Below are 23538 nucleotides of genomic sequence, written 5' to 3'. Positions count from 1 at the left end.
ACGGCGTCGCGTCCACCGGCCCATTCCACGAGGCCCGGACGTCATGACACCCGGGCCACGGCGGCCGGGCGTACTGTCGGCAGGTCCTCGGACTGACTCTCATATGCGCATACGCACGCATGAGTACACCGTTGCGGGACAGTTCCGGATTCGCACCGGATTCCCCTGCGGCGACAGCGAGCATGAGCATACATCTTGTGCCGGGTTCCGGTGACACCACCAGATGTTGTGTCGCGGCGGTTTCGGAGTGTCAACTTGTAGGTGAGAACGGCCACGAGGACTTCTGCGGCGGATGCTCTCTTGGCCACGTCCTTGAGTTCGGCGAGGTACCGGTCGTCGTCACCGAAGGCACGAAAGCGGGCCACCGAGGGGCTTGCCCTCGGTGGCCCGCTGCGGGTTCGTCGTGGCTGGTCGCGCCCACCCGGCGGAGCCGCAAAATCGACACGGCCCCGCGCCCCTGAAGGCCCTTAGTGCGAGGTTCCTGCGGTCGCCGGCGGAAGCTCCACCTGCACACCCGGGTCGCCCGCGTCCGCCGTGTAGTCCTCCGGGCTGGTCTCGTCCACGCCCTCGGGGGCCTTCGCTGCCTTCAGTACGAAGGTCAGGACCACCGTGACGACGACGTTGAGCACGAACGCGGTGAGGCCGATGTAACCGATCTCGCCGATGCCCGGTATCTCCTTCGCCGAGCCGCCGAAGTGCTTCTGGGTCGGCGAGGCGACGCCGTACGCGGCGACCGTGCCGTAGATCATGCCGACCGCCCAGCCGGCGAGCAGCGCCCAGCGGTGGAACCAGCGGGTGAAGAGGCCGCCGACCAGAGCCGGGAAGGTCTGCAGGATCCAGATGCCGCCCAGGAGCTGGAAGTTGATGGCCACCGTCTTGTCCATGGTCAGGACGAAGACCAGCGCGCCGACCTTCACCAGCAGGGACACCAGCTTGGAGACCTTCGTCTCCTGTTGCGGTGTCGCGTCCGGCTTGATGAAGTCCTTGTAGATGTTGCGGGTGAAGAGGTTCGCGGCCGCGATGGACATGATGGCCGCGGGGACGAGGGCGCCGATGCCGATCGCCGCGAAGGCCACGCCCGCGAACCACGCCGGGAACATGTTCTCGAACAGCTGGGGGATGGCGAGCTGGCCATTGGTGACCTTCACGCCGGCCGCGATCGCCATGAAGCCGAGCAGGGCCAGCAGGCCGAGCATCAGCGAGTACAGCGGCAGGATCGTGGTGTTGCGGCGGATCACCTCACGGCTCTTGGAGGAGAGCGTCGCGGTGATGGAGTGCGGGTACATGAACAGCGCCAGCGCGGAGCCCAACGCCAGTGTCGCGTACGTCCATTGACCCGGCTCGGCGGGGGTCAGGGCGCCGCGCGGCTTCCCGGTCGCAGGGTTGGTCTGGCTGAACGCCTCGCCCGCCTTCGCGAAGATGTCGTCGAACCCGCCCAGCTTGATCGGGATGTAGATGATCGCCACCGCGATGACGATGTAGATCAGCGTGTCCTTCACGAACGCGATCAGTGCGGGGGCCCGCAGGCCTGAGGAGTACGTGTAGGCCGCGAGGACGCCGAACGCGATCAGCAGCGGGAGGTCCTTCACGAACCAGTTGGTGTTCTCGCCGCCGCCCACGCCCATCACGTCGAGCACCGCCTGTATGCCGACCAGTTGGAGCGCGATGTACGGCATGGTCGCGAGGATGCCGGTGACCGCCACCGCCAGCGACAGGCCCTTGGAGCCGAAGCGGCCGCGCACGAAGTCCGAGGTCGTCACGTATCCGTGCTTGTGGGAGACCGACCACAGACGGGGCAGGAACGTGAAGATCAGCGGGTACACGAGGATGGTGTACGGCACCGCGAAGAAGCCGGCCGCGCCCGCCGCGTAGATCGCCGCCGGGACGGCGACGAAGGTGTACGCCGTGTAGAGGTCGCCGCCGAGCAGGAACCAGGTGATCCAGGTGCCGAACGAGCGGCCGCCCAACCCCCATTCGTCGAGACTGTCGCTCTCGGCCCTGCGCCAGCGCGCGGCCAGGAAGCCCATGACCGTGACGGCCAGGAAGAAGATGATGAAGACGGTCAGTGCCACGCCGTTGACGCCGTCGTTCACTTGGCACCTCCGTGACGGGCGCGCTGGTCACGCCGCCAGAGCTGGTACGCGATCATCGTCAGCACGGTGGAGATCACCACCCACAGCATCTGGTACCAGTAGAAGAAGGGGATCCCGATGAAGCTGGGGTCCACCTTGGCGTACGAGCCGACCCACAGCATCGCCACGAACGGGGCGACGAGACAGAGGGCGATGACCACCCTCACCGGCGTCACAACCGGTGGTCTCACTTCAGGCGCATCCGACATTCCGCGACTCCGTCCCCTCACGATCACCTGTGTAATGCGCAGGCAATCTAGGCGAGGGCGTCGTGCATGTGGAAGGCCTCGTCCGCATATCGGTATGTCGATTCTGTGAAGCAGTCCCTTCAGGGGCGTCTCGGCAGCAGCGGAAGCCCTGTCGTGGGTCCCCTTCCTGACGGTCCGTCCGCATACGTTCGAGGGCCCTCCGGGTCGGCACCGGAGCCTGAGGGTGGTCCTTGCGCACGTGCGCGACATGGCGGTCGTACGCCGACTCGTCGGTCAGCTCACGCACGTACCAGCGCACACCTCTGGGAACGCGCCGCAGTGACCGCGTCACGCGCCTCCTCCTTCTCCTCACGGGTCGGGATCAGGCCGGCCGGGGCGACGATCCTCGACTCGACGTACGGCACCTCGCTGAGCGTGGACAGCGCGGGACGGCGTGTGTGCCGGACGCAGACCCGCAGAGCGTCGGCGATCACCACCATGAGCGTGGTTGCGCTACAGGGTGTGCATCAATCGACGGGCCGCTTGAGGCGGGCCACGCTGCTTTGCCCCGGGGGGCAGCCGATCCCGCTCGCGCCCGAGCCTTACTCCACCGGCCGCTTGAGGCGGGCCACGAACTTGTACCGGTCCCCCCGGTACACCGACCGCACCCACTCCACCGGCTGGCCCGCGCGGTCCAGTGAGTGGCGGGACAGCATCAGCATCGGCAGGCCCACGTCGGTGCCGAGGAGGCCGGCCTCGCGCGGGGTGGCCAGGGAGGTCTCGATGGTCTCCTCGGCCTCGGCGAGATGGACGTCGTAGACCTCGGCGAGCGCCGTGTAGAGGGACGTGTACTTGACGAGCGACCTGCGCAGGGCCGGGAAGCGCTTGGCGGAGAGATGGGTCGTCTCGATGGCCATCGGCTCGGCGTTGGCCATGCGCAGCCGCTCGATGCGCAGCACCCGGCCGCCGGCCGTGATGTCGAGGAGCTCGGCGAGCCGGTCGTCGGCGGTGATGTAGCCGATGTCGAGGAGCTGCGAGGTGGGTTCGAGGCCCTGGGCGCGCATGTCCTCGGTGTACGAGGTGAGTTGGAGGGCCTGCGAGACCTTCGGCTTGGCGACGAACGTGCCCTTGCCCTGGATCCGTTCGAGCCGTCCCTCGACCACCAGCTCCTGAAGCGCCTGGCGCACGGTCGTGCGGGAGGTGTCGAACTCGGCGGCGAGCGTGCGCTCGGGCGGTACCGGGGTGCCGGGCGACTGGGTCTCCGTCATGTCCAGCAGGTGCTTCTTCAGGCGGTAGTACTTGGGCACGCGCGCGATACGGACGCCTGCCCCGCCCTCTGTCTCGGCACTGCTGACGTCGCTGCTCATGGTCTGCCTTCCCGGCTCCGGATGCGGGTCACTGCGTGATCCCTTCTGTATACCGTCGCTGCCTCTTTTGGTCTAGTCCACAGAGGTGAGTGGTATAGCGGACGAGAGTACTCCGGTGCCGCTGTTTTCGCTGGCTTCTTTACTAATGGTCCCTGCATATGTAGGTCGCATAACGGCTGGTCAGGGCCGTTTCTAGCACCCTTGACAGGCCTCCTGGTCTGGTCCAAGCTCCCCCTACTGGTCTACACCATTGGTCCAGGTCCCGGCCTGTGGGCGGGAGGTGTGGGCATCCCTGAGGAGGGTGGCGTGAAGCGCAAGCTGATAGCCGCGATCGGTATCGCGGGCATGGTGGTCACCGTCGCGGCGTGTGGGGGCAGCGACAGCGGAAGTTCGGACAACAGCGGTGCGGACGCCAAGGAGCTGACCGTCTGGCTCACCGTCGACGCCCAGAACAACTGGCCCGAGCTGGTGAAGGCCGCGGACGCCGCGGTCCAGAAGAAGCACCCCGGCATCAAGATCAACCACGAGTACTACGGCTGGCCGGACAAGAACACCAAGCTCGACGCGGTCCTCGCCACCGACAAGGCCCCCGACGTGGTCGAGATGGGCAACACCGAGATGCTGGGCTACATGGTCAAGGGGGCCTTCGCGCCTCTCGACGCCTCGAAGTTCACCAACTCGGACGCCTGGCTCGACGGCCTCAAGGCCTCGGTGACCTACGACGGCAAGACCTACGGCGTCCCGTACTACGCCGGCGGCCGCGTCGGCAACTGGCGCAAGGACCTCTTCGCCTCGGTCGGCGTCAAGTCCACGCCGAAGACCTACGCGGAGCTGACCGCCGCCCTCGACAAGGTCCAGAAGAAGGAGGGCGACAAGTTCTCCGCCTGGTACCAGCCCACCCGTGACTGGTACGCGGCCATGTCCTTCGTCTACGACGCCGGCGGTTCGATCGCCGTCGAGTCGGGCGGCCAGTGGAAGGCCAACCTCTCCTCGCCCGAGTCGGTCAAGGGCCTCACCGAGTTCAAGAGCGTCGTCGACAAGTACATGCACGGTGACAAGACCAAGGACGAGTCCGACCGCTACATCGTCTACGGCCAGGGAAAGTCCGGCATGATCTTCGGCGCGGCCTGGGAGGGCGCGACCTCCGCCGACCCGAAGAACGACAAGACCGGCAAGCTCAAGGACAACCTCGAGAACTTCGTGATGCCGGGTCCGTCCGGCAAGAACATGCCCGTCTTCCTGGGCGGTTCGGACCTGGCCGTACCGGTGAAGTCGAAGGCGCAGGCCGTCGCCGCCGAGTGGATCAACGCCTTCACCGGTCCCTCCGGTCAGAAGGGCCTGATCGCCAAGGGCAACCTGCCCAACAACAAGACCGACCTCGCCACCCTGAAGAACGACCCGGCGACCGCGGTCCCGGCCACTGCGGCCGAGTCCAACTGGTTCGTCCCGATGGCCCCCGGCTGGGGCCAGGTCGAGAAGGCCCAGGTCCTGCAGACCATGCTGCAGAACATCGGCACCGGCAAGAAGTCCGTCGAGGCGGCGGCCAAGGAGGCCGACACGGCGATCGACAAGGTCATCAACACCAAGTGACCGCAGGCAGGGCCCCGCCCGGACCGGCGGGGCCCTGCTTCCCGTACGACCGTGCGGGCTTCGCCTCCCGTACGACCGTGCGGGCTTCGCCTTTCGAACGGGCCGTGCGGGCTTCGCCATCCGTACGGGCCGTACGGACTTCGCTTTCGTACGGCCGTGCGGCTTCGCTTTCGTACGACCAGAGGGACCGCTGAGGAGCGCGCCATGAGTGCCGCAGACACCACCACGCCCACCGAGGTGCCGCCGCCGATGTCGGTACCGCCGCCGCCCACGCCGATGGCGCCCAGAAAGAGGCGGAGTTCCGGCGCCACCCCCTGGCTGCTGCTCGCGCCCTGCCTGCTCGTCCTCGCCCTGGTCATGGGCTATCCACTGGTCCGCCTGGTCACCCTGTCCTTCCAGAACTTCGGGCAGTCCCAGCTGTGGGGCTTCCAGCCCGCCGAGTGGGTCGGCTTCGACAACTTCACCGGGGTCCTCAGCGACGGCGAGTTCTGGGCGGTCGTCGTCCGGACGATCGTCTTCGCGGGCGGCTGCGTGATCTTCACGATGGTCGCCGGCATGCTCATCGCCCTGCTCCTCCAGCGGGTCTCCGGCTGGGTGAAGACCCTCGTCAACATCGCCCTGGTGGCCAGCTGGGGCATGCCGATCATCGTCGCCACCACGGTCTTCAAGTGGCTGTTCGACGCGGACTACGGCATCCTCAACGCGCTGCTCAGCAAGCTGCCCGGGGTCGAGATGATCGGCCACAACTGGTTCGCCAGCGGACCCCAGGGCCTGGCCGTGATCATGCTGCTCGTGGTCTGGGGCGCCGTGCCCTTCGTCGTGATCACCCTGAGCGCCGGACTCACCCAGGTCCCCGCCGAGTTGGAGGAGGCGGCCCGCCTGGACGGCGCGGGCGCCTGGGGCGTCTTCCGGCATGTCACCCTGCCGATCCTCAAGCCGATCATCGTGATGCTCACGACCCTCTCGGTCATCTGGGACATGGGCGTCTTCCCCCAGGTGTTCGTGATGCGGGGCGGCCACCCGGAGCCGGAGTTCCAGATCCTGCCGACCTATTCGTACGACCGCGCGTTCGTGGTCAATGACTACGGGCAGGGCTCGGCGATCGCTCTCATCACCGTGCTCCTGCTGCTCGGGGTGGTCGCCGTGTACATGCGCCAGATGCTGAAGATCGGAGAGGTCGAATGAGCACGCTCGCTCCAGGGGGCCGCAGGTCGAAGCTGGGCTGGAACCTCCTCGGCCTCCTCGTCTTCGCCACCGCGGGTTTCCCCGTCTACTGGATGCTGAACACGGCGTTCAAGCCGGCGAAGGACGCCATCGACCCGGACCCGAGCCTGCTGCCGACGGGGCTGACGCTGGGCAACTTCAGCCGCGCGCTGGACATCGCCGACTTCTGGGGCCCGGTCGGCCGCAGCCTGATCGTCTCCCTCTCGGTCGTGGCGATCGGCATCGTGGTCGGCACCCTGGCCGCCCTCGCCATCTCCCGCTTCGCCTTCCGCGGCCGCAAGGTCGTGATCGTGGGCATCCTCGCGGTCCAGATGGTCCCCCTGATCGCGATGATCATCCCGGTCTTCCTGCTCCTGAACGACCTCGACCAGTACGACAAGCTGTCGGGCCTGATCATCACGTATCTGACCTTCATCCTCCCCTTCACGGTGTGGACGCTGCGCGGCTTCATCGTCAACATCCCGAAGGAACTGGAGGAGGCGGCGATGGTCGACGGCTGCTCGCCCACCGGCGCCTTCCTGCGGGTGGTCTTCCCGCTGCTGGCCCCCGGCATGGTCGCCACCTCGGTCTACGCCTTCGTCCAGGCCTGGAACGAGTACCTCTACGCCCTCATGCTGCTCAGCCAGAAGAACCAGACCGCGACCGTCTGGCTCGGCAACTTCACCACCAAACACGGCACCGAATACGCCCCGATGATGGCCGGTTCCACCATGATGGCCGTGCCGATCGTGGTCCTCTTCCTCCTCGTCCAGCGCAAGATGGCCGCGGGCCTCACCGCGGGCGCCGTGAAGGGATAACGCCCCCGATGACGACATTCGCCAGCGGCACAGACACCCTCACACGGGACGCCCTCACCGTCCTCCAGCCCGGCTTCACCGGCACCACCGCCCCCGACTGGCTGCTGCGCCGCCTCGGCGAGGGCCTCGCCTCGGTCGGCCTGTTCGGCCGCAACATCGCCTCACCGGAGCAACTTGCCGCCCTTACGGCCCAGTTGCGCGCCGAACGCGAGGACGTCCTGGTCGCCATCGACGAGGAGGGCGGCGACGTCACCCGCCTTGAGGTGCGGACCGGCTCGTCCTTCCCCGGCAACAACGCCCTCGGCGCGGTGGACGACGTGGAGTTGACGAGGGAGGTGGCCGCGGAGCTCGGCCGCCGTCTCGCGGCCTGCGGGGTCAACCTCAACTGGGCCCCGTCGGCGGACGTGAACTCGAACCCGTCCAACCCGGTGATCGGTGTCCGCTCCTTCGGAGCCTCCCCGGAATTGGTCGCCCGCCACACCGCCGCCTATGTCACCGGCCTCCAGTCGGCGGGCGTGGCGGCCTGCACCAAGCACTTCCCGGGCCACGGCGACACGGCGGTCGACTCCCACCACGCGCTCCCGCGCATCGACGCGGACACCGCTCTGCTGTCGTCCCGCGAACTCTCCCCGTTCCGCGCGGCCATCGCCGCCGGCACCCGGGCCGTGATGACGGCCCATATCCTGGTGCCGGCCCTGGATCCGGACCGCCCGGCAACACTGTCCCCGAGTGTGCTGACGGAGTTGCTGCGAGGCGAACTCCGCTACGACGGACTGATCGTCACCGACGGCATGGAGATGCAGGCCATCGCCGGCACCTACGGCATCGAGCGCGGCAGCGTTCTGGCCATCGCCGCGGGCGCCGACGCGATCTGCGTGGGCGGCGGCCTGGCCGACGACGAGACGGTACGGCGCCTGCGCGACGCCCTGGTCTCGGCGGTCCGCGCGGGCGAACTCCCCGAGGAGCGGCTCGCGGAAGCGGCGGAACGCGTCCGCACGCTGGCCCACTGGACGGCGGCCGGCGCGGCCGACGCACAGCTGCCCGCCGACGAGGAGGTGGGACTGCGGGCGGCCCGAAGGGCGTTGCGCATCACCGGCGCGGACGGCTTCACCCCCCTCACCACGGCGCCCTACGTCGCCGCCTTCACCCCGGTGGCCAACGTGGCCGTCGGCGACGAGACGCCCTGGGGCGTCGCCGCCGAACTCGCCCGGCTGCTCCCGGGCACGGAAACGGGCAGCTTCGCCGGGGAGGACGCGGGCCTCGCCACCCTGGCCGCGGCCGGCCCCCGCCGCATCGTGGCCGTGGTCCGCGACGAACACCGCCACCCCTGGATGGGGGCGGCCCTGGACACCGTCCTCAGAACCCGCCCCGACACCATCGTCATCGAGATGGGCCTCCCCCAGTCCCCTCCCAGGGGAGCCCTGCACATCGCGACCCACGGCGCGGCAAGGGTGTGCGGCAGGGCGGCGGCGGAGGTCATAGCGGGGGAGTAGGTCCTACGACAAGACAGGTGCCGGTTCCCTTCGAAGGGAACCGGCACCTGTCTTCGTCAGGGGCGCGGGGAACTGCGCGACCAGCCACAGACGACCCGCACCCGGCACAAAACAGCCCCCCGCAGACGAGAACGCCCTTAAATCCCCTGCCAGTCAGGCTTGTTGACAAACGTGTGCCGAAAGTAATCCGCCAGCTTCAACTTGGAAGCAGCCCCCTCGTCCACGACCACCGTCGCATGCGGATGCAACTGCAGCGCCGACGCAGGACACACCGCGGCAACCGGCCCCTCCACGGTCGCCGCGACCGCATCCGCCTTCCCCTCGCCCGTGGCGAGCAGGACCAGATGCCGAGCCTCCAGGATCGTCCCGATCCCCTGCGTGATGACGTGATGCGGCACCTGCTCGATGTCCCCGTCGAAGAACCGCGCGTTGTCCACCCGCGTCTGCTCCGTCAACGTCTTGATCCGCGTCCGCGACACCAGCGAGGAACACGGCTCGTTGAACCCGATGTGCCCGTCCGTCCCGATCCCCAGCAACTGCAGATCCACACCCCCGGCCGACGCCAGCGCCGCGTCGTACGCCGCACACGCCCCGAGGATGTCCTCCGCCGTCCCGTCCGGTCCCATGAAGGAGGACATCGCGATCCCCAGCGGCTCCAGCACCTCGCGCCGCAGCACCGACCGGTACGACTCCGGATGCTCGGCGGGCAGCCCCACGTACTCGTCGAGCTGGGCTATCCGCGCCCGCGAGGCGTCCACGTCGCCGGCCCCCACCTTTGCCGCCAGCGCCTCGTAGACGGGCAGCGGGGTCGAGCCGGTGGCCACACCGAGCAGGGCGTCGGGCTTGCGCCGGAGCAGCTGGGCCATGGCCTCGGCGATGAGCTCGCCACCCGCCTTGGCATCCGGAACGATGACAACTTCCACGCTGGGCCTGCCGATCTGAGGAAACGATCTGATCTGGAGAAACGGTCTGAACCAAGCGGGGCTCGACCGGACCCGGTGCAGCCCATGTGGTTTAGACCAATCTAACAGAATCGGGTCCCACGGCCCAGGTCCCCCAAGCCAACACTGGGCCACATCGAGGAGGAGCGCCATTCCGTTCCCCGGCACCCCCTTCCCTGTTCCCCAGCGGCCGCCAGGGAAAGAACCGGTGTTCTGGGAGCGCGGATACGGGGCCACTGCCGTTTCCGATCTCACCCGAGTCATGATCGACGCCTTCGAGGGCCGTATCAGGGCCGACATCGCCGCAGGCGAGCTTCTCTCCGGCGCTGACGCCCGCGCACTCGCCGGGCACCGCGGCGCGGTCGTCCACGGCATGTCCCGGCAAGCGCGCGGCGGCGCGAGCCACGAGGAGTTGGAGGCGGTCGCGGAAATTGCCATGGCGATCTGGCCCCGCACATGAACCCACACACGTTAGGCTGCCTGATGGGCGCAGGACGTCCGACTAGTCGGCTCCCGTGCGGGAAAGCTCCAACAACAAACAGGCTCCAACGCATGGACACACCTAGTGGTCTAGTCCACAATTGAAGCGCGACTTCCGTCTTCCCCGCACAGGAAGACGGACCGAGGAACCGGAGCTCTCTGCCCTGACTGCCCCGGGTCCTCATCCTTCGGCCGACCGGGACCGCACACCCCACGGCCGATATTGCTCCGGGCTGCGGTGCCGGGAAGGCTGAGGGTCCTTCCCAGGCGCCGCGGCCCGCGGGTGTTTTCGGGGCCTGCCGCTCCCGTCGGCACAGGGTGTTTTTAGGCCACCCACATACCGCCAGGTACGCTCGCACCCGTGCCCTCCATGAACGAACTGGTCCGCCAGCACACCGCCCTCGACGACTCCGACCTCGAGTGGCTCCATCTGCTGGTCTCGGAGTGGCAGCTGCTCTCCGACCTCTCCTTCGCCGACCTCGTCCTGTGGGTCCCCACCCGCGACGGCACCCGCTATGTCTCCGTCGCCCAGATGCGGCCCAACACGGGCCCCACCTCGTACCAGGACGACATGGTCGGCCACCTCGTCCCGCGAGGCCGCCGCCCTCTGCTGGACGCGGCGCTCGACGAGGGCCGGATCGTGCGCGAGGGCGACCCGGAGTGGCGCGAGGAGGTCCCGGTCCGCGTCGAGTCGATTCCGGTACGACGGGAGGGGCGCGTCCTCGGTGTCATCGCGCGCAACACGAACCTCCTCACCGTGCGCACCCCGAGCCGTCTCGAACTGACCTATCTGCAGAGCGCCTCGGACCTGGCACAGATGATCGCGGCCGGCTCCTTCCCGTTCCCCAACCAGCAGATGGACATGGACGCGGCCCCGCGCGTCGGCGACGGCCTGATCCGGCTCGACGCGGACGGCATCGTCCAGTACGCCTCCCCGAACGCCCTGTCCGCGTACCACCGCATGGGCCTCGCCTCCGACCTCGTCGGCCAGCCCCTGGGCCAGACCACCGCCGAACTCGCCCCCACCCGGGGGCCGGTGGACGAGGCGCTCGCCAAGGTCGCCAGCGGCTGGGCGCCCCGCGAGTTCGAGATCGAGGCGCGCGACGGGGTCATCCAGTTCAGGGCGATCCCGCTCAAGCCCAAGGGCACTCGCATCGGTTCGCTGGTCCTGCTCCGGGACGTGACGGAACTGCGCCGCCGCGAGCGCGAGTTGATCACCAAGGACGCCACCATCCGGGAGATCCACCACCGGGTGAAGAACAACCTCCAGACGGTCGCCGCCCTGCTCCGTCTCCAGGCCCGGCGCATCGAGTCGGACCGCGGCCGAGAGGCGCTGGAGGAGGCGGTACGACGGGTCGGTTCGATCGCGATCGTGCACGAGACGCTGTCCCAGAACCTGGACGAGCGCGTGGAGTTCGACGAGATCGCCGACCGGGTGCTCGCGATGGTCGCGGAGATCTCGCCGGGCAAGGTCACCGGACGGCGCAGCGGGCGCTTCGGCATCCTGGACGCCGAGGTCGCCACCCCGCTGTCGATGGTCCTGACCGAGATCCTCCAGAACGCCCTGGAACACGGCTTCCGCGAGGGTGACACCGGCACGGTCGAGGTCTCCGCTGTCCGCGGCGGCACCACCAAGGAGGCCCGTCTCCTCGTCACCGTCCAGGACGACGGCGCCGGACTGCCCGAGGGCTTCGACCCGCACACCGCAGGCAACCTGGGCCTGCAGATCGTACGGACCCTGGTGGAGGGCGAGTTGGGCGGTACGTTCGACATGGTCCCGGCACCGGGGGGCGGGACCCGGGTGATCCTGGATGTGCCGGTGCAGGCGCACAAGTAGGCCGTGCGCAGGGGTTGTGGACAGCAAAAAGCCCCGGACCGTTCAGGGGTCCGGGGCTCAAGTGCTCGTTGCCAGCGTTTGCTGCGCATCGGGGGTACTGCGCGCTGCGGCTCGGGGGCGGGAGAAGCGTACGCGGTGTACGCGCCGCCAAGCTCAGGCTGTTTTGCGGGGCGGGTGTGTCAGGCAGAAGCCTGACGGGCCCGGTTGCGGGCGGCACGGCGCTTCATGGCGCGACGCTCGTCCTCGCTGAGACCACCCCAGACGCCGGAGTCCTGGCCGGACTCGAGCGCCCACTGCAGACACTGATCCATAACGGGGCAGCGACGGCAGACGGCCTTGGCTTCCTCGATCTGCAGCAGCGCAGGACCGGTGTTGCCGATGGGGAAGAAGAGCTCGGGGTCTTCCTCGCGGCAAACGGCGTTGTGACGCCAGTCCATGGCTGCTACCTCTCCTTGGTATTACTTGCAAGTTGCTTGTGAATGTGAACGCTTTCACGAATCCCTCAACAAGTGAAGGGCCGCCCGCCGAGTCTTCCCCGGCGTGGTCCTGTGGATTGAAGAGGGGTTCCGGTGGTCTGTGGACGCTGGTGTTGCGGGCTGTCCCGACCGCCACGTAGAGACTCGCAAACCTCAGCGGCGGATACAACCCCTTCCGGAAAGTTTTTTTTGATTCCTCGGTGTCGACTAGGTCACAGCCGTACTTCCATGGGGTGGACCCTGGTCTAAACGTTCGAGTGAAAGGACTTTAGCCCCTTCTGCTCACACAATCACACGCAGTGCACGGCGTACGCCTGTGAACGTCACGCTCGTACGCAGTCCGAGGTGGTCGCCGTCCATCTGAAGGGGCAGGGGCGCCTTCGAATGCAAGGTGAACTGGTCCAGGTCGTGCAAGGACACGGCGTGCTTGCCATGAGGGCCACGTTCGGGGGACGAAGTGAGCAACTGGGTGCCATATCGGGTGATCGCGGGCGTCGTCATACGGCTGAGGCCGAGTACGTCGAGGCCTTTATCGAACGAGGCCTTAGGTGACGCGTACATCGGGTGATTGCCGAGGAAGGTCCACGGAGAGGTGTTCGAGACTATGGAAAGGACCAGATCGGTCACCGGCTCAGCGTCCGGACGCTCCAGGGTGATCGTCCCGTGGCGGCGGTGCGCCTCGCCGAGGAACTGGCGCAGTGCCTGGCGCACGTAGAGAGCGTGTGTGGATTTCCTGCCGCGCTCACGCTGCTGCTCGACCCGGCCGACCACGCCGGCGTCGAATCCGAGACCCGCGTTGAAGGTGAACCAGCGTCCCGGCACGGCCTCGTCCTCGGTGCCGGGTGTGCCCGTGGTCAGACCCAGACCGACGGTGCGCTCACTGCCCTCGCGCAGGGCGTCCAGGAGTGCGCCGGTGGCCTCCACGGCGTCGTTGGGTAGACCCAGGGCGCGGGCGAAGACGTTGGTGGAGCCGCCCGGGACCACGGCGAGGCCGGGGAGGTGCTCGGGGGCGGGGCCGGCGTGCAGGAGGCCGTTGACGACCTCGTTGACCGTGCCGTCGCCGCCCAGGGCCACGACGAGGTCGATGTCCTTGCTCTCCGCCGCCTGCCGGCCCAGGTCGCGCGCGTGGCCGCGGTACTCGGTGGTGACCGCTTCCAGTTTCATCTCGCTCGCGAGCGCGTGGATCAGGACATCGCGCGTACGTGCGCTTGTGGTGGTTGCCGCCGGATTGACCACGAGAAGTGCACGCATGGGTTGCAGCGTACCTACTGGGTGGTACCGGGCACAGATCGAGGTAGGGATCACGTAAGACTTCGGTGCGTGAACCTCGCCACGGGGGCGGGAGTCAACCCGCGAGGGGCGATGTGCGTTGCCCGCTCCTCGCCGCCTGGGCGGCCGGGGGCGAGGGCTACGCTTCAGGGGTGAGCAGCGAGCAGATCCCCTCCACCCCCGAGACCGTCGGTCCGCGCCCGAGGCGCCTGATGTACGCCGCCGCCCTGACCGGACTGGAAGGGCTCGCGCTCGTCGTGGGGGGCGCCTGGATGCTCGTGGAGGGCCTCGCCGGTGAGCCCGACGACCGCCAGTCGGCAGTCACCGGGGGCATCACACTGATCGTCCTCGCGCTGCTGCCGCTGCTCGCCGCGCGCGGGTTGCTCGGCCTGCGCAGCTGGAGCCGTGGCCCGGCCGTCATCACGCAGATCATGGCCCTGCCCGTCGCCTACAACCTGCTCCAGGCCGACAGCGTGGCGATCCCGGCGGGCATCGCCCTCGCAGTCGTCGCGGTGGCCGCGCTGATCCTCCTGATCAACCCGGCGACGACCCAGGCCCTCGGCATCAGGGGACCGGGCCGCACACAGGACGGCAAGCAGTAGAGCCGTAGGGGCCGAGAGAAGCAGCGACACCCGGGCCGCCGGGGCGGCGGTAGCCGTATGGCCGGAGGCGGGGGTGGCTTTCGGGGGCCGGTGGGGGAGTGACGGCAGGGCAGGGGTTCCGCGGGCGTGGGGCTGGCGGTAGCCGTATGGGCGGATGCCGGGGTGGCTCTCGGGGGGCCGGCGGGGAGTAGCGGTATGGCAGGGGTTCCGGGGCTTTGGGGGTGCGCGGCCGGCGATAGCCGTATGGCCCGAGGTCGGGGTCGCTCTCGGGAGGCCGATTGGGCGGCAACCGTATGGCAGGCCCTGGTGGCCGCAAAGTCGAACGGCTGGTGACAGCCGGAGGCCGGGTGGCCCTCGGCGAACCCGCTGCGCGGTTGCAGCTGCGGGCGGGTGGGAGGTGGCGACTGCTGGGCCGGACGTGCGGATCGCCGCTTCCGGTCTGGTCTTCGGCCCAGGCCCCGGGGTTTCCCGGCGGCAACCAGGGGCCGTAGGGCCGAAGCTGCCGTCGTGGACCTCGGGACCATCGCTCGGACCGGGCCCGAGGCCTACTCCTCCACCAGGAGCTTCTCGCGGAGCTGGGCCAGGGTGCGGGCCAGCAGGCGGGAGACGTGCATCTGGGAGATGCCGACCTCCTGCGCGATCTGCGACTGGGTCATGTTGCCGAAGAAGCGGAGCAGAAGGATTCGCTTCTCGCGGGGCGGGAGGTCCTCCAGGAGCGGCTTCAGGGACTCCCGGTACTCGACGCCCTCCAGCGCCTCGTCCTCCGCGCCGAGGGTGTCCGCCACCGCCGGGGACTCGTCGTCCGTGTCGGGGACGTCCAGGGACAGCGTGGAGTACGCGTTGGCGGACTCCAGGCCCTCCAGGACCTCTTCCTCCGAGATGGCCAGCTTCTCGGCCAGCTCATGGACCGTGGGGGAACGCCCGTGCTGCTGGGAGAGCTCCGCCGTGGCCGTCGTAAGAGCCAGGCGCAGCTCCTGCAGGCGGCGGGGGACGCGCACGGCCCAGCCCTTGTCGCGGAAGTGGCGCTTGATCTCGCCGACGACCGTCGGGGTCGCGTAGGTCGAGAACTCGACGCCGCGGTCCGGGTCGAAGCGGTCGACCGACTTGATCAGGCCGATCGTGGCGACCTGGGTGAGGTCGTCCAGCGGCTCGCCGCGGTTGCGGAAGCGGCGCGCGAGGTGCTCGACGAGCGGCAGGTGCATCCGGACCAGCCTGTTGCGCAGCTCCGCGTACTCCGGGCTGCCGTCCTTCAGCGTGCGCAGCTCGACGAACAGCGCGCGTGCCCCGCTGCGGTCCTGTGGATCGTGCTGCGGGACGGGAGTGTTGTTCGCGCCCGCCGCGCCGTCCTCTGCGTTTCGCTCGTGCTCGCTCATCGTCCCGCCCGTCGCCCTTCCACGAGCCTTCGCCTCCGTCCGCACCGGGAAGACCCCGGTCCGCCCTGTCGGAGGCGCGCCCTGCGCGGCACCTTTCCGATCATGCCGGCCGTCGTCCAGGAGGTCGGCCGCCGTCGTGTCGCCGGCGTCCTCCTCCGGGTGCGGCCGGGCCTGCTCGGGGATGCCGTCGATGCCGTCCGCCATGCGTCGGGAACCGCCGGGGCCGTCGTCGCCCAGGCTGTCGGCGCCGCTCGGGCACGGAGGGCGGTGTCCACCCTCGGCCGGCAGCTCCCGTGTGCCGCGCTCTTCGTCCCGCACCGGCCCGTCCCCGTTCCTCACGCCGGCCCGGGTCCCGCGCCGCGCTGTTTGTAGAGGCTGATCGAAACGGTCTTGTCCTTGTCCACGGCCGACGAGACCTTGCCCGCGAGGGCCGACAGGACGGTCCAGGCGAAGGTGTCCCGCGCCGGTGCGTGACCGTCCGTGGTCGGGGCCGAGACGGTGACCTCCAGGGAGTCGTCGACGAGTCGGAAGACACAGCTGAGCACCGAGCCGGGCACGGCCTGCTGGAGCAGGATCGCGCAGGCCTCGTCCACCGCGATGCGCAGGTCCTCGATCTCGTCGAGGGTGAAGTCCAAACGGGCCGCGAGGCCGGCCGTGGCCGTCCGCAGCACCGACAGGTAGGCACCCGCGGCCGGCAGCCGGACTTCCACGAAGTCCTGGGTCGCGGGCTCGCCTGCGATCTGGGACACCCTCACCTCCAAGGTGGTACAAGCTTTTCGGGGCCGAGGGTCGCCCCCCGGAGTAACGCGACGTGTGGTTCAGCGGTGACGCTATCGCGCTCTCGACTTTCCTGTCCCCGGGACCCCAACCCCTTGCCGTCACTCACAGTAAAACTGTGGACACGCTCCGTGTCTAGGGGTTTGCGGCTCCAATTGGGAAGAACGCGCGCCGGGTTGACGTACCCAGACGTCAGACGGTCGAACCGTCCTGGGAACCCGAGGGTCAAGGGTCACACAAGGACGTGGTCCACGAAGCACCAACGCCAGTTCTCACCCGGTTCATGGGTCCGCATGATCGGGTGGTCGGTGTCCTTGTGGTGCTTCGTCGCGTGCTGTCCCGGCGAGGAGTCGCAGCAGCCGACGTGACCGCAGGCGAGACACAGACGCAGTTGTACCGGGTGGGTGCCGTCTCTCAGGCACTCCGGACACGTCTCGCTGAGAGGCTCGGGCTCCGGGTGCGGCAGCGCGTCGGCGTGCGTGCACTGTTTCATGATTGCCAGGTTACGACGGGCGCGCCGCAGGCGGCGCGGAAAAACCGAGGGCGGGCGCACGACGATGAGCGAGGGCGGGCGAGGACCATGGACGTGATGCCACTGGTGTTGCTGGTGGCGGGGAGCGCGGCGATCGCCGCGGCCGCCCGGCGCACCCCGGTGCCGGCCCCGCTGCTGCTGGTCGCGGCCGGGCTCGTGATCTCGTACCTGCCCGGGGTCCCGGAGTACACACTGGACCCGGACGTGGTGCTGCCGATCATCCTGCCGCCGTTGCTGCACTCCGCGGCGACCGACAGCTCCTATCTCGACCTGCGGGCCCAAATGCGGCCCGTGGCGCTGCTGTCGGTGGGATACGTGCTCTTCGCGACCTTCGTCGTCGGCTGGGCGGCGTACCGGATCGTGCCCGGGCTCTCGCTGACCGGGGCGCTCGTGCTGGGCGCGGTGGTGGCGCCGCCGGACGCGGTCGCGGCGACGGCTGTGGCACGCCGCGTGGGGCTGCCCTCCCGGGTCACCACCATCCTCCAGGGCGAGTCCCTGGTGAACGACGCGACCGCGATCACCGCCTACCGGGTCGCGCTCGCGGCCGCGGTCGGGGAGGGCGCCACCTGGGCGGGCGGCATCGGCGAGTTCCTGCTCGCGGCGGTGGGCGGGGTCGCGGTCGGCCTGGTGCTGATGGTGCCGCTCCACTGGCTGCGCACACACCTCAAGGAGCCGCTGCTCCAGAACACGCTCTCCCTGCTGATCCCCTTCGTCGCCTACGCGGCGGCCGAGCAGTTCCACGCGTCCGGGGTGCTCGCGGTCGTCGTGGTGGCGCTCTTCCTCGGACACCGCGCGTGGGAGGTCGACTTCGCGACGCGCCTCCAGGAGGATGCCGTGTGGAAAATGGTTGCCTTCGTCCTGGAGTCGTCGGTGTTCGCCCTCATCGGGCTGCAACTGCCCGTCGTACTGAAGGGCCTCGGGGAGTACGAGGGCGCCCGCGCCGCCTGGTACGCGGTCGCCGTCTTCCTCGTGGTCGTCGTGTCGAGGTTCGTGTGGGTCTATCCGGCGACCTTCCTGCCGCGCATCTTCTCCGCGCGGATCCGCGCGCGTGAGGACAACCCCACCTGGAAGGGGCCGTTCGTCATCGCCTGGGCCGGGATGCGGGGCGTGGTCTCGCTGGCCATCGCCTTCTCGATCCCCGAGCACCTGCACGGCGGCGAGCCCTTTCCCGGCCGCAACCTGATCCTGTTCCTCACCTTCACCACGGTCATCGGCACCCTCGTCGTCCAGGGCGTCACCCTGCCCCCGCTGATCCGCATGCTGAGGCTCCCCGGCCGTGACCAGCAGGCCGAGACGCTCGCCGAGGCCAACGCCCAGGCACAGGCCTCCCGGGCCGCCGAACGACGCCTGGACGAACTCCTCTCCGATGAACGCAACGCCCTCCCGCCCCCTCTCGCCGACCGCCTGCGTATGGTCCTGGAGCGCCGCCGCAACGCCGTCTGGGAGCGCCTCGGCCAGGCCAACCCGCTCACCGGCGAGACCGTCGACGACACCTACCGCAGGCTGTCCCGGGAGATGATCGGCGCCGAACGCACGGTGTTCGTGAAGCTGCGGGACGGGCGGTACATCGACGACGAGATGCTGCGCACCCTGCTGCGCAGGCTGGACCTGGAGGAGGCGGCGGCTTACCGGGAGGCGGCCTGACCGCGGCGTCACTCCACGAGGGGTGCGCCGGTGATCACCGCCGCGACCCTCGTCCCAGGGGTGAACGCGCCCTCGTCCGCGAGGGTGCTGAGTCCGTACAGCAACTTGGCGACATAGAGACGTTCCACGGGCAGTCCGTGGCGGTCCTCGAAGCCCTCGGCGAAGGCGTCCAGTTCGGCCGTGCTGCGGGCGTAGCCGCCGAAGTGGAAGCGGTCGTCGAGCGTCCAGTCGCCGCGGCGGACACCGAAGGCACGGCGTTGCAGGGACTCTATGTCGGCGGTCAGGAAGCCGCCCTTGAGGACGGGGACGCCCAGGCAGCGCTGGCCCGGGGCCAGTCCGGCCGCAAGGCCCGCCAGCGTGCCGCCGGTGCCGCAGGCGATCGCGACCACGTCGGCCCGGCCGGACAACTCCTCGCCGAGCACGCGGCACCCCCGTACGGCGAGCGTGTTGCTGCCGCCCTCCGGGAGGACGTACGCGTCCTCGGCGTGTGCCGCGCGCAGCACGCGCGCGAGGGTGTCCGGTTCGGTCTTGTGGCGGTACGTCGACCTGTCGACGAAGTGCAGTCGCATGCCGTCGGCCGCGCACCGGGCCAGCGAGGGGTTGAGGGGGCGGTCGGCCAGTTCCTGGCCGCGGACCACACCGACCGTGGACAGGCCGAGGAGGCGTCCGGCGGCCGCCGTGGCGCGCAGGTGGTTGGAGTAGGCGCCGCCGAAGGTGAGGACGGTACGGCCGGCCGCGGCGGTGAGGTTCGGCGCGAGTTTGCGCCACTTGTTGCCGATGAGTTCGGGGTGGATCAGGTCGTCGCGCTTGAGGAGAAGGCGCAGGCCGTGACGGGCGAAGCGGGGGTCCGACAGCTCCTGCAGGGGTGAGGGGAGGCGGGGGTGCAGGGTGTCGAGGCCGGTCACGCCCCCATTGTGGCCCGAGGTGTCACTTCAGACGCGCCCGGATCCGGCCCCGCAGCCACGCCATGGTGAAGCCCCGGGGATCCACCTTCCCCGGTTGCCACTCCAGGTGGCCGATGACCGACCGTTCCGTCCAGCCGTGGTGGCGGCACACCGCCGCGGAGACCTTCTCGATCGCCGCCAGCTGGGCCGCGGGCCAGGGGTCCTCGCCGTCGCCGAGGTTCTCGCACTCGAAGCCGTAGAAGTGGCGGTTGCCGTCGGTGTTGGCCTCGTTGTCGAGAGGGAGGGCCTTCTCCGCGATCACGGCGCGCAGGACGTCGTCGTCGCCGAGGCCGGCGTGGTTGGCGCGGCCGTAGCCGACCAGGTGGACGGTGCCGTCCTTGGTGATGACACCGTGGCACAGGGGGCCGGGCAGACCGGTGTAGCCCTTGCGGCACAGTTCCACCGTCGCGGCGCTTCCCTTGGTCACCGTGTGATGGATCATCACGCCGTGCACCGGCCCCCAGGCGCCGACGTGGTTGCGGTTGTGGTGCTCCCAGTCGCCGACCTCGACGACGGTGGCACCCTCCGCCCGCAGAACGGCCAGGAATCTGCCCGCGGACATGGGTGAGGCCATGGCCGCCTCCTTCGCGCTGCGCGCCGGCCGCCGGGCGCGGTCGGCTCGTACCGGAGCTTGTACCGAAGGCAGCGGGCTCCGACTCCTGGTTCGTTCAGCGTGAGAGCTGATTCGGACAGTCGCATTCCGCTCGGGGAAGCGGACTTGACCGGGCCTGAATTCGACAGGAATCGCTCATATGCCCAGTCCTGTAGTGATCCATTCCCGCTCTTTCGGGTAATAGCACCGCCACGCTCGGTGAGGAAGGCTTGCCCGTGCACACGATGCCCGGCCGCAGATCGCGTCCGGGCATGTATTGGGAGGGCAATTCCTTATGTCGGTAGGCGAAGAGGTCCGCACCGAGCAGGACCGGCCGCAGCAGAGCCTCGGCACGGCGGCCGCGCGGAACCTGGCCACCACCACCAAGTCCGCACCCCAGATGCAGGAGATCAGCTCCCGCTGGCTGCTGCGCACACTGCCCTGGGTGAACGTCCAGGGCGGCACGTACCGGGTGAACCGACGCCTGAGCTACGCCGTCGGCGACGGCCGGGTGACGTTCGTGAAGACCGGAGACCGGGTCGAGGTGATCCCCGCCGAGCTGCGCGAACTGCCGGCGCTCAGGTCGTGCGAGGACGACGACGTGCTCTCCGAGCTCGCCCAGCGCTGTCAGCAGCGGGAGTTCGCTCCCGGGGCGGTGATCGCCTCGTTCGGCGGCCGGGCCGACGAGGTCTACCTGCTGGCGCACGGCAGGGTGGAGAAGGTCGGCACCGGTCCCTACGGCGACGACGCGGTCCTCGGCGTCCTCGCCGACGGCGCCTACTTCGGCGACCAGTCGCTTCTCGACCCGGACGCCATCTGGGAGTACACCGCCCGCGCGGCCACCGCCTGCACGGTCCTCGTGCTGCCCCGGCAGGACGTCGAGCAGGTGGCGGAGCGCGCCGAGGCCCTGCGTGAGCACCTCCGGGAGCAGCGCGCGATTCCCTCGCAGCGCACCAACAAGTACGGCGAGAAGGAGATCGACCTGGCGGCGGGCCACGACGGCGAGCCCGACATCCCGCACACGTTCGTCGACTACGACGCCAGGCCCCGCGAGTACGAGCTGAGCATCGCCCAGACCGTCCTGCGCATCCACACGCGGGTGGCCGACCTCTACAACCAGCCGATGAACCAGACGGAACAGCAGATCCGGCTGACCGTCGAGGCCCTCAAGGAGCGACAGGAGCACGAACTCGTCAACAACCGCGAGTTCGGGCTGCTGAACAACTGCGAGTACGACCAGCGGCTCCAGCCGCACGACGGCGTGCCCAGCCCCGACGACCTCGACGAGTTGCTCAGCCGCCGCCGGGGCACCAAGCTGCTGCTCGCCCACCCGCGCGCGATCTCCGCGATCGGCCGTGAGCTCAACAAGCGCGGTCTGGTCCCCGAGACCATTGACATGGGCGGCAACCGCATCCCCACCTGGCGCGGTGTGCCGATCTACCCGTGCAACAAGATCCCGGTCACCCCGGAGCGGACGACCTCGATCATCGCCATGCGTACCGGCGAGGCGGACCAGGGCGTCATCGGTCTCCAGCAGGCCGGTATCCCGGACGAGATCGAGCCGAGTCTGTCGGTGCGGTTCATGGGCATCAACGAGCAGTCGATCATCAAGTACCTGGTGACGGCCTACTACTCGGCGGCCGTGCTGGTGCCGGACGCGCTCGGTGTCCTGGAGAACGTCGAGATCGGCCGCTGGAGGTGACGTTTCTGGACCTGGGAGCCGTGTCCCCGCCGACCGGGGAGGGTGCATCCCGGTCGAACGCCGGGGTGGAGACACCCTGGACGACCTCCGAGGTGGAGACACCCCGAAGGAGCGCGCCCGCCCACAGCGGAGGCGCCACCGTCCGCGGACTGTCCGAGGGGGGTCCCATGGCCGAGTTCACGACGGAGACGGAAGCGGAGACGCAGGCGCGGGCGGCGGACGGGGCGGAGGTGCGGGCGCCGACCGCCGGGGGGACGGAGGCACCGGCCGCCGGGCGGATCGGGGAGCGGCACGGCACGCGGGCCGGAGCGCAGGACGCCGGGCGGCCCGGGGGGCGGGGGCTCAGGGAGCAGCGGACCGGGGGCCGGGAGTTGGGAGGGCAGCCGCCGAGCGGCGAGGCGGGCCCGTCGGACGGACATGGGAAACCTCCGCACCACGAGCCCGAGGCGCTCCCCTTCGACCAGCACGAGATGTACCCCCTGGACGGGAAGGAGACCCGACGCCTCGACGGGCACGAAGCCGGGGTGATCCTGGAGGGGGCCCGGGCGTCGGTCGATCCCGAGCTGCGCTCCGCCCTGGAGTCGCTGCCCGGCTCCCTGCGCAGGATCGCGCTCTATCACTTCGGCTGGGAACACGCCGACGGCACTCCCGCGGCGGACGACACGGGCAAGGCGATACGTCCCGCGCTCGTCCTCACCGCGGCCGTCGCCCTCGGCGGAGACCCGGCGCGGGCGGCAGCCGTACGGGCGGCCGCGGCGGTGGAACTCGTCCACAACTTCACGCTGTTGCACGACGACGTGATGGACCGGGACACCGCACGCAGGCACCGGCCCACCGCGTGGACCGTGTTCGGCGACGCCGACGCGATCCTCGCCGGAAACGCCCTCCAAGCGCTGGCGCTCAGACTGCTGGCCGAGGACCCGCACCCCGCGGCCGCGCCCGCGGCGGCCCGGCTCGCGGCCTGTGTCGTCGAACTGTGCGAGGGCCAGCACGAGGACACCGCCATGGAGCGACTCGATCCCGGCGAGGTCACCCTCGACCAGGTGCTCGTCATGGCCGAGGCCAAGACGGGGGCGCTGCTGGGGTGCGCCTGCGCGCTCGGGGCCCTGTACGCGGGAGCGCCCGCCGAGGACGTCGAGGCCATGGACGCGTTCGGCCGGGAGGCAGGGCTCGCCTTCCAGCTCATCGACGACGTGATCGGCATATGGGGCGACCCGGCCCGCACCGGCAAGCCGGCCGGCGCGGACCTCGCCGCCCGCAAGAAGTCGCTCCCGGTGGTCGCCGCGCTCGCCTCCGGCACGGCGGCGGCCGCGGAACTGGCCGCGCTGTACATGGCGCCCTACGACGGGAAGGACCTGGCGCGTACGGCCCTGGCCGTCGAGGAGGCAGGCGGGCGGGACTGGGCGCAGGTCCAAGCGGCCGACCGGATGTCCCGGGCGATGGGGCTGCTGGCCCGTGCGGTGCCCGATCCGGAGGCGGCGGGCGGGCTGCTCTCCCTCGCCGAGTTCGTGACGCGGCGCAGCGCCTGAGGGCTCCGGGGCTGCCGGCACCGTGCAGTTCCTGACCCGCGCGGCACCC

General features: G+C 69.6%; 20 protein-coding genes, 4 pseudogenes and 1 riboswitch. Of the genes and pseudogenes, 10 read left to right on the top strand and 14 right to left on the bottom strand.

Going from position 1 to position 23538, the window contains the following annotated elements; all coding sequences use genetic code 11:
• Positions 1–60: 60 nt before the first annotated feature.
• A riboswitch (cobalamin riboswitch) is annotated at positions 61–220 on the bottom strand.
• A 46-nt stretch (positions 221–266) separates the two neighbouring features.
• The 6 genes and pseudogenes from ACI2L1_RS00715 to ACI2L1_RS00690 all read right to left on the bottom strand — a co-directional run.
• Positions 267–347 (bottom strand): annotated as a pseudogene (locus tag ACI2L1_RS00715) (GNAT family N-acetyltransferase); the annotation flags it as partial.
• A gap of 120 nt (positions 348–467) precedes the next feature.
• A complete protein-coding gene (mctP, locus tag ACI2L1_RS00710; RefSeq protein WP_404737132.1) occupies positions 468–2093 on the bottom strand; it encodes a monocarboxylate uptake permease MctP in 1626 nt (541 codons plus the stop codon).
• Entirely contained in the window at positions 2090–2341 is a 252-nt protein-coding gene (locus ACI2L1_RS00705) for a DUF3311 domain-containing protein (protein WP_404737131.1), read from the bottom strand. The genes mctP and ACI2L1_RS00705 overlap by 4 nt, the downstream gene beginning before the upstream one ends.
• Before the next feature lie 133 nt (positions 2342–2474).
• A pseudogene (locus ACI2L1_RS00700) lies at positions 2475–2672 on the bottom strand (YbdD/YjiX family protein); the annotation flags it as partial.
• A pseudogene (locus ACI2L1_RS00695) lies at positions 2620–2832 on the bottom strand (hypothetical protein); the annotation flags it as partial. The pseudogenes ACI2L1_RS00695 and ACI2L1_RS00700, both read right to left, overlap by 53 nt.
• Before the next feature lie 90 nt (positions 2833–2922).
• Positions 2923–3687, bottom strand: a complete 765-nt coding sequence (locus ACI2L1_RS00690; protein WP_404737130.1) for a GntR family transcriptional regulator — start codon at positions 3685–3687, stop codon at positions 2923–2925.
• A gap of 306 nt (positions 3688–3993) precedes the next feature.
• On the opposite strand from ACI2L1_RS00690, the gene ACI2L1_RS00685 reads away from it, so the two are divergent.
• The 4 genes from ACI2L1_RS00685 to ACI2L1_RS00670 all read left to right on the top strand — a co-directional run bounded on the left by ACI2L1_RS00685 (position 3994) and on the right by ACI2L1_RS00670 (position 8791).
• Positions 3994–5277 (top strand): extracellular solute-binding protein, encoded by a 1284-nt coding sequence (locus ACI2L1_RS00685; RefSeq protein ID WP_404737129.1) that lies wholly within the window; start codon positions 3994–3996, stop codon positions 5275–5277.
• 204 nt (positions 5278–5481) lie between these two features.
• Positions 5482–6462: a carbohydrate ABC transporter permease gene (locus ACI2L1_RS00680; protein ID WP_404737128.1), complete on the top strand. Its 981-nt coding sequence runs from the start codon at positions 5482–5484 to the stop codon at positions 6460–6462.
• Positions 6459–7298: a carbohydrate ABC transporter permease gene (locus tag ACI2L1_RS00675; RefSeq protein WP_404737127.1), complete on the top strand. Its 840-nt coding sequence runs from the start codon at positions 6459–6461 to the stop codon at positions 7296–7298. The genes ACI2L1_RS00680 and ACI2L1_RS00675 overlap by 4 nt, the downstream gene beginning before the upstream one ends.
• Before the next feature lie 8 nt (positions 7299–7306).
• Entirely contained in the window at positions 7307–8791 is a 1485-nt protein-coding gene (locus ACI2L1_RS00670; protein WP_404737126.1) for a glycoside hydrolase family 3 protein, read from the top strand.
• 137 nt (positions 8792–8928) lie between these two features.
• On the opposite strand, the gene nagB is transcribed toward ACI2L1_RS00670, so the two are convergent.
• The gene (gene nagB, locus ACI2L1_RS00665; protein WP_404737125.1) at positions 8929–9714 is read right to left on the bottom strand and encodes a glucosamine-6-phosphate deaminase; all 786 of its coding nucleotides are present in this window, start codon (positions 9712–9714) and stop codon (positions 8929–8931) included.
• Positions 9715–9997: 283 nt separating this feature from the next.
• Between nagB and ACI2L1_RS00660 the strand changes: the two are divergent.
• Together ACI2L1_RS00660 and ACI2L1_RS00655 are read left to right on the top strand one after the other, a co-directional pair.
• Positions 9998–10192, top strand: a pseudogene (locus ACI2L1_RS00660) (TetR/AcrR family transcriptional regulator); the annotation flags it as partial.
• A 390-nt stretch (positions 10193–10582) separates the two neighbouring features.
• Positions 10583–12049 (top strand): sensor histidine kinase, encoded by a 1467-nt coding sequence (locus ACI2L1_RS00655; RefSeq protein WP_404737403.1) that lies wholly within the window; start codon positions 10583–10585, stop codon positions 12047–12049.
• A 179-nt stretch (positions 12050–12228) separates the two neighbouring features.
• Here ACI2L1_RS00655 and ACI2L1_RS00650 read toward each other — a convergent pair whose 3' ends face one another.
• Together ACI2L1_RS00650 and ACI2L1_RS00645 are read right to left on the bottom strand one after the other, a co-directional pair.
• Positions 12229–12486, bottom strand: a complete 258-nt coding sequence (locus tag ACI2L1_RS00650) for a WhiB family transcriptional regulator (RefSeq protein ID WP_006142322.1) — start codon at positions 12484–12486, stop codon at positions 12229–12231.
• A gap of 321 nt (positions 12487–12807) precedes the next feature.
• Complete coding sequence (locus tag ACI2L1_RS00645; RefSeq protein ID WP_404737124.1) at positions 12808–13776, bottom strand: diacylglycerol/lipid kinase family protein; 969 nt, start codon at positions 13774–13776, stop codon at positions 12808–12810.
• 170 nt (positions 13777–13946) lie between these two features.
• Here ACI2L1_RS00645 and ACI2L1_RS00640 point away from each other — a divergent pair, with 170 nt between their 5' ends.
• A complete protein-coding gene (locus tag ACI2L1_RS00640) occupies positions 13947–14396 on the top strand; it encodes a hypothetical protein (protein WP_404737123.1) in 450 nt (149 codons plus the stop codon).
• A 545-nt stretch (positions 14397–14941) separates the two neighbouring features.
• Here the strand turns inward: ACI2L1_RS00640 and ACI2L1_RS00635 are convergent.
• The 3 genes from ACI2L1_RS00635 to ACI2L1_RS00625 form a co-directional block, all read right to left on the bottom strand.
• On the bottom strand, positions 14942–16087 hold the full coding sequence (locus ACI2L1_RS00635; protein WP_404737122.1) for an RNA polymerase sigma factor SigF: 1146 nt from the start codon (positions 16085–16087) through the stop codon (positions 14942–14944).
• Between the two features lie 17 nt (positions 16088–16104).
• Positions 16105–16518, bottom strand: coding sequence for an anti-sigma regulatory factor (locus tag ACI2L1_RS00630; protein ID WP_404737121.1), 414 nt, complete (start codon positions 16516–16518; stop codon positions 16105–16107).
• Positions 16519–16778: 260 nt separating this feature from the next.
• Positions 16779–17039: a UBP-type zinc finger domain-containing protein gene (locus ACI2L1_RS00625; RefSeq protein WP_404737120.1), complete on the bottom strand. Its 261-nt coding sequence runs from the start codon at positions 17037–17039 to the stop codon at positions 16779–16781.
• Between the two features lie 87 nt (positions 17040–17126).
• Between ACI2L1_RS00625 and ACI2L1_RS00620 the strand changes: the two genes are divergently transcribed.
• A complete protein-coding gene (locus ACI2L1_RS00620; protein WP_404737119.1) occupies positions 17127–18722 on the top strand; it encodes a Na+/H+ antiporter in 1596 nt (531 codons plus the stop codon).
• An 8-nt stretch (positions 18723–18730) separates the two neighbouring features.
• Here ACI2L1_RS00620 and ACI2L1_RS00615 read toward each other — a convergent pair whose 3' ends face one another.
• Together ACI2L1_RS00615 and ACI2L1_RS00610 are read right to left on the bottom strand one after the other, a co-directional pair.
• On the bottom strand, positions 18731–19627 hold the full coding sequence (locus ACI2L1_RS00615; protein WP_404737118.1) for a 1-aminocyclopropane-1-carboxylate deaminase/D-cysteine desulfhydrase: 897 nt from the start codon (positions 19625–19627) through the stop codon (positions 18731–18733).
• A gap of 22 nt (positions 19628–19649) precedes the next feature.
• Positions 19650–20240 (bottom strand): N-acetylmuramoyl-L-alanine amidase, encoded by a 591-nt coding sequence (locus ACI2L1_RS00610; protein ID WP_404737117.1) that lies wholly within the window; start codon positions 20238–20240, stop codon positions 19650–19652.
• A 313-nt stretch (positions 20241–20553) separates the two neighbouring features.
• On the opposite strand from ACI2L1_RS00610, the gene ACI2L1_RS00605 reads away from it, so the two are divergent.
• Positions 20554–21960 carry a family 2B encapsulin nanocompartment shell protein gene (locus tag ACI2L1_RS00605; protein WP_404737116.1) on the top strand — a complete coding sequence of 469 codons (1407 nt, stop codon included), beginning with the start codon at positions 20554–20556 and terminating at the stop codon, positions 21958–21960.
• A gap of 470 nt (positions 21961–22430) precedes the next feature.
• Positions 22431–23489: a family 2 encapsulin nanocompartment cargo protein polyprenyl transferase gene (locus ACI2L1_RS00600; RefSeq protein WP_404737402.1), complete on the top strand. Its 1059-nt coding sequence runs from the start codon at positions 22431–22433 to the stop codon at positions 23487–23489.
• The last annotated feature ends 49 nt before the right edge of the window (positions 23490–23538 follow it).

Origin of the sequence: Streptomyces sp. NPDC019531, assembly GCF_044903305.1 — a bacterium.
Taxonomy (GTDB): Bacteria; Actinomycetota; Actinomycetes; order Streptomycetales; family Streptomycetaceae; genus Streptomyces.
Note: the sequence above shows the minus strand (reverse complement) of the source record. Positions and strands in the feature narration are given on the sequence as shown.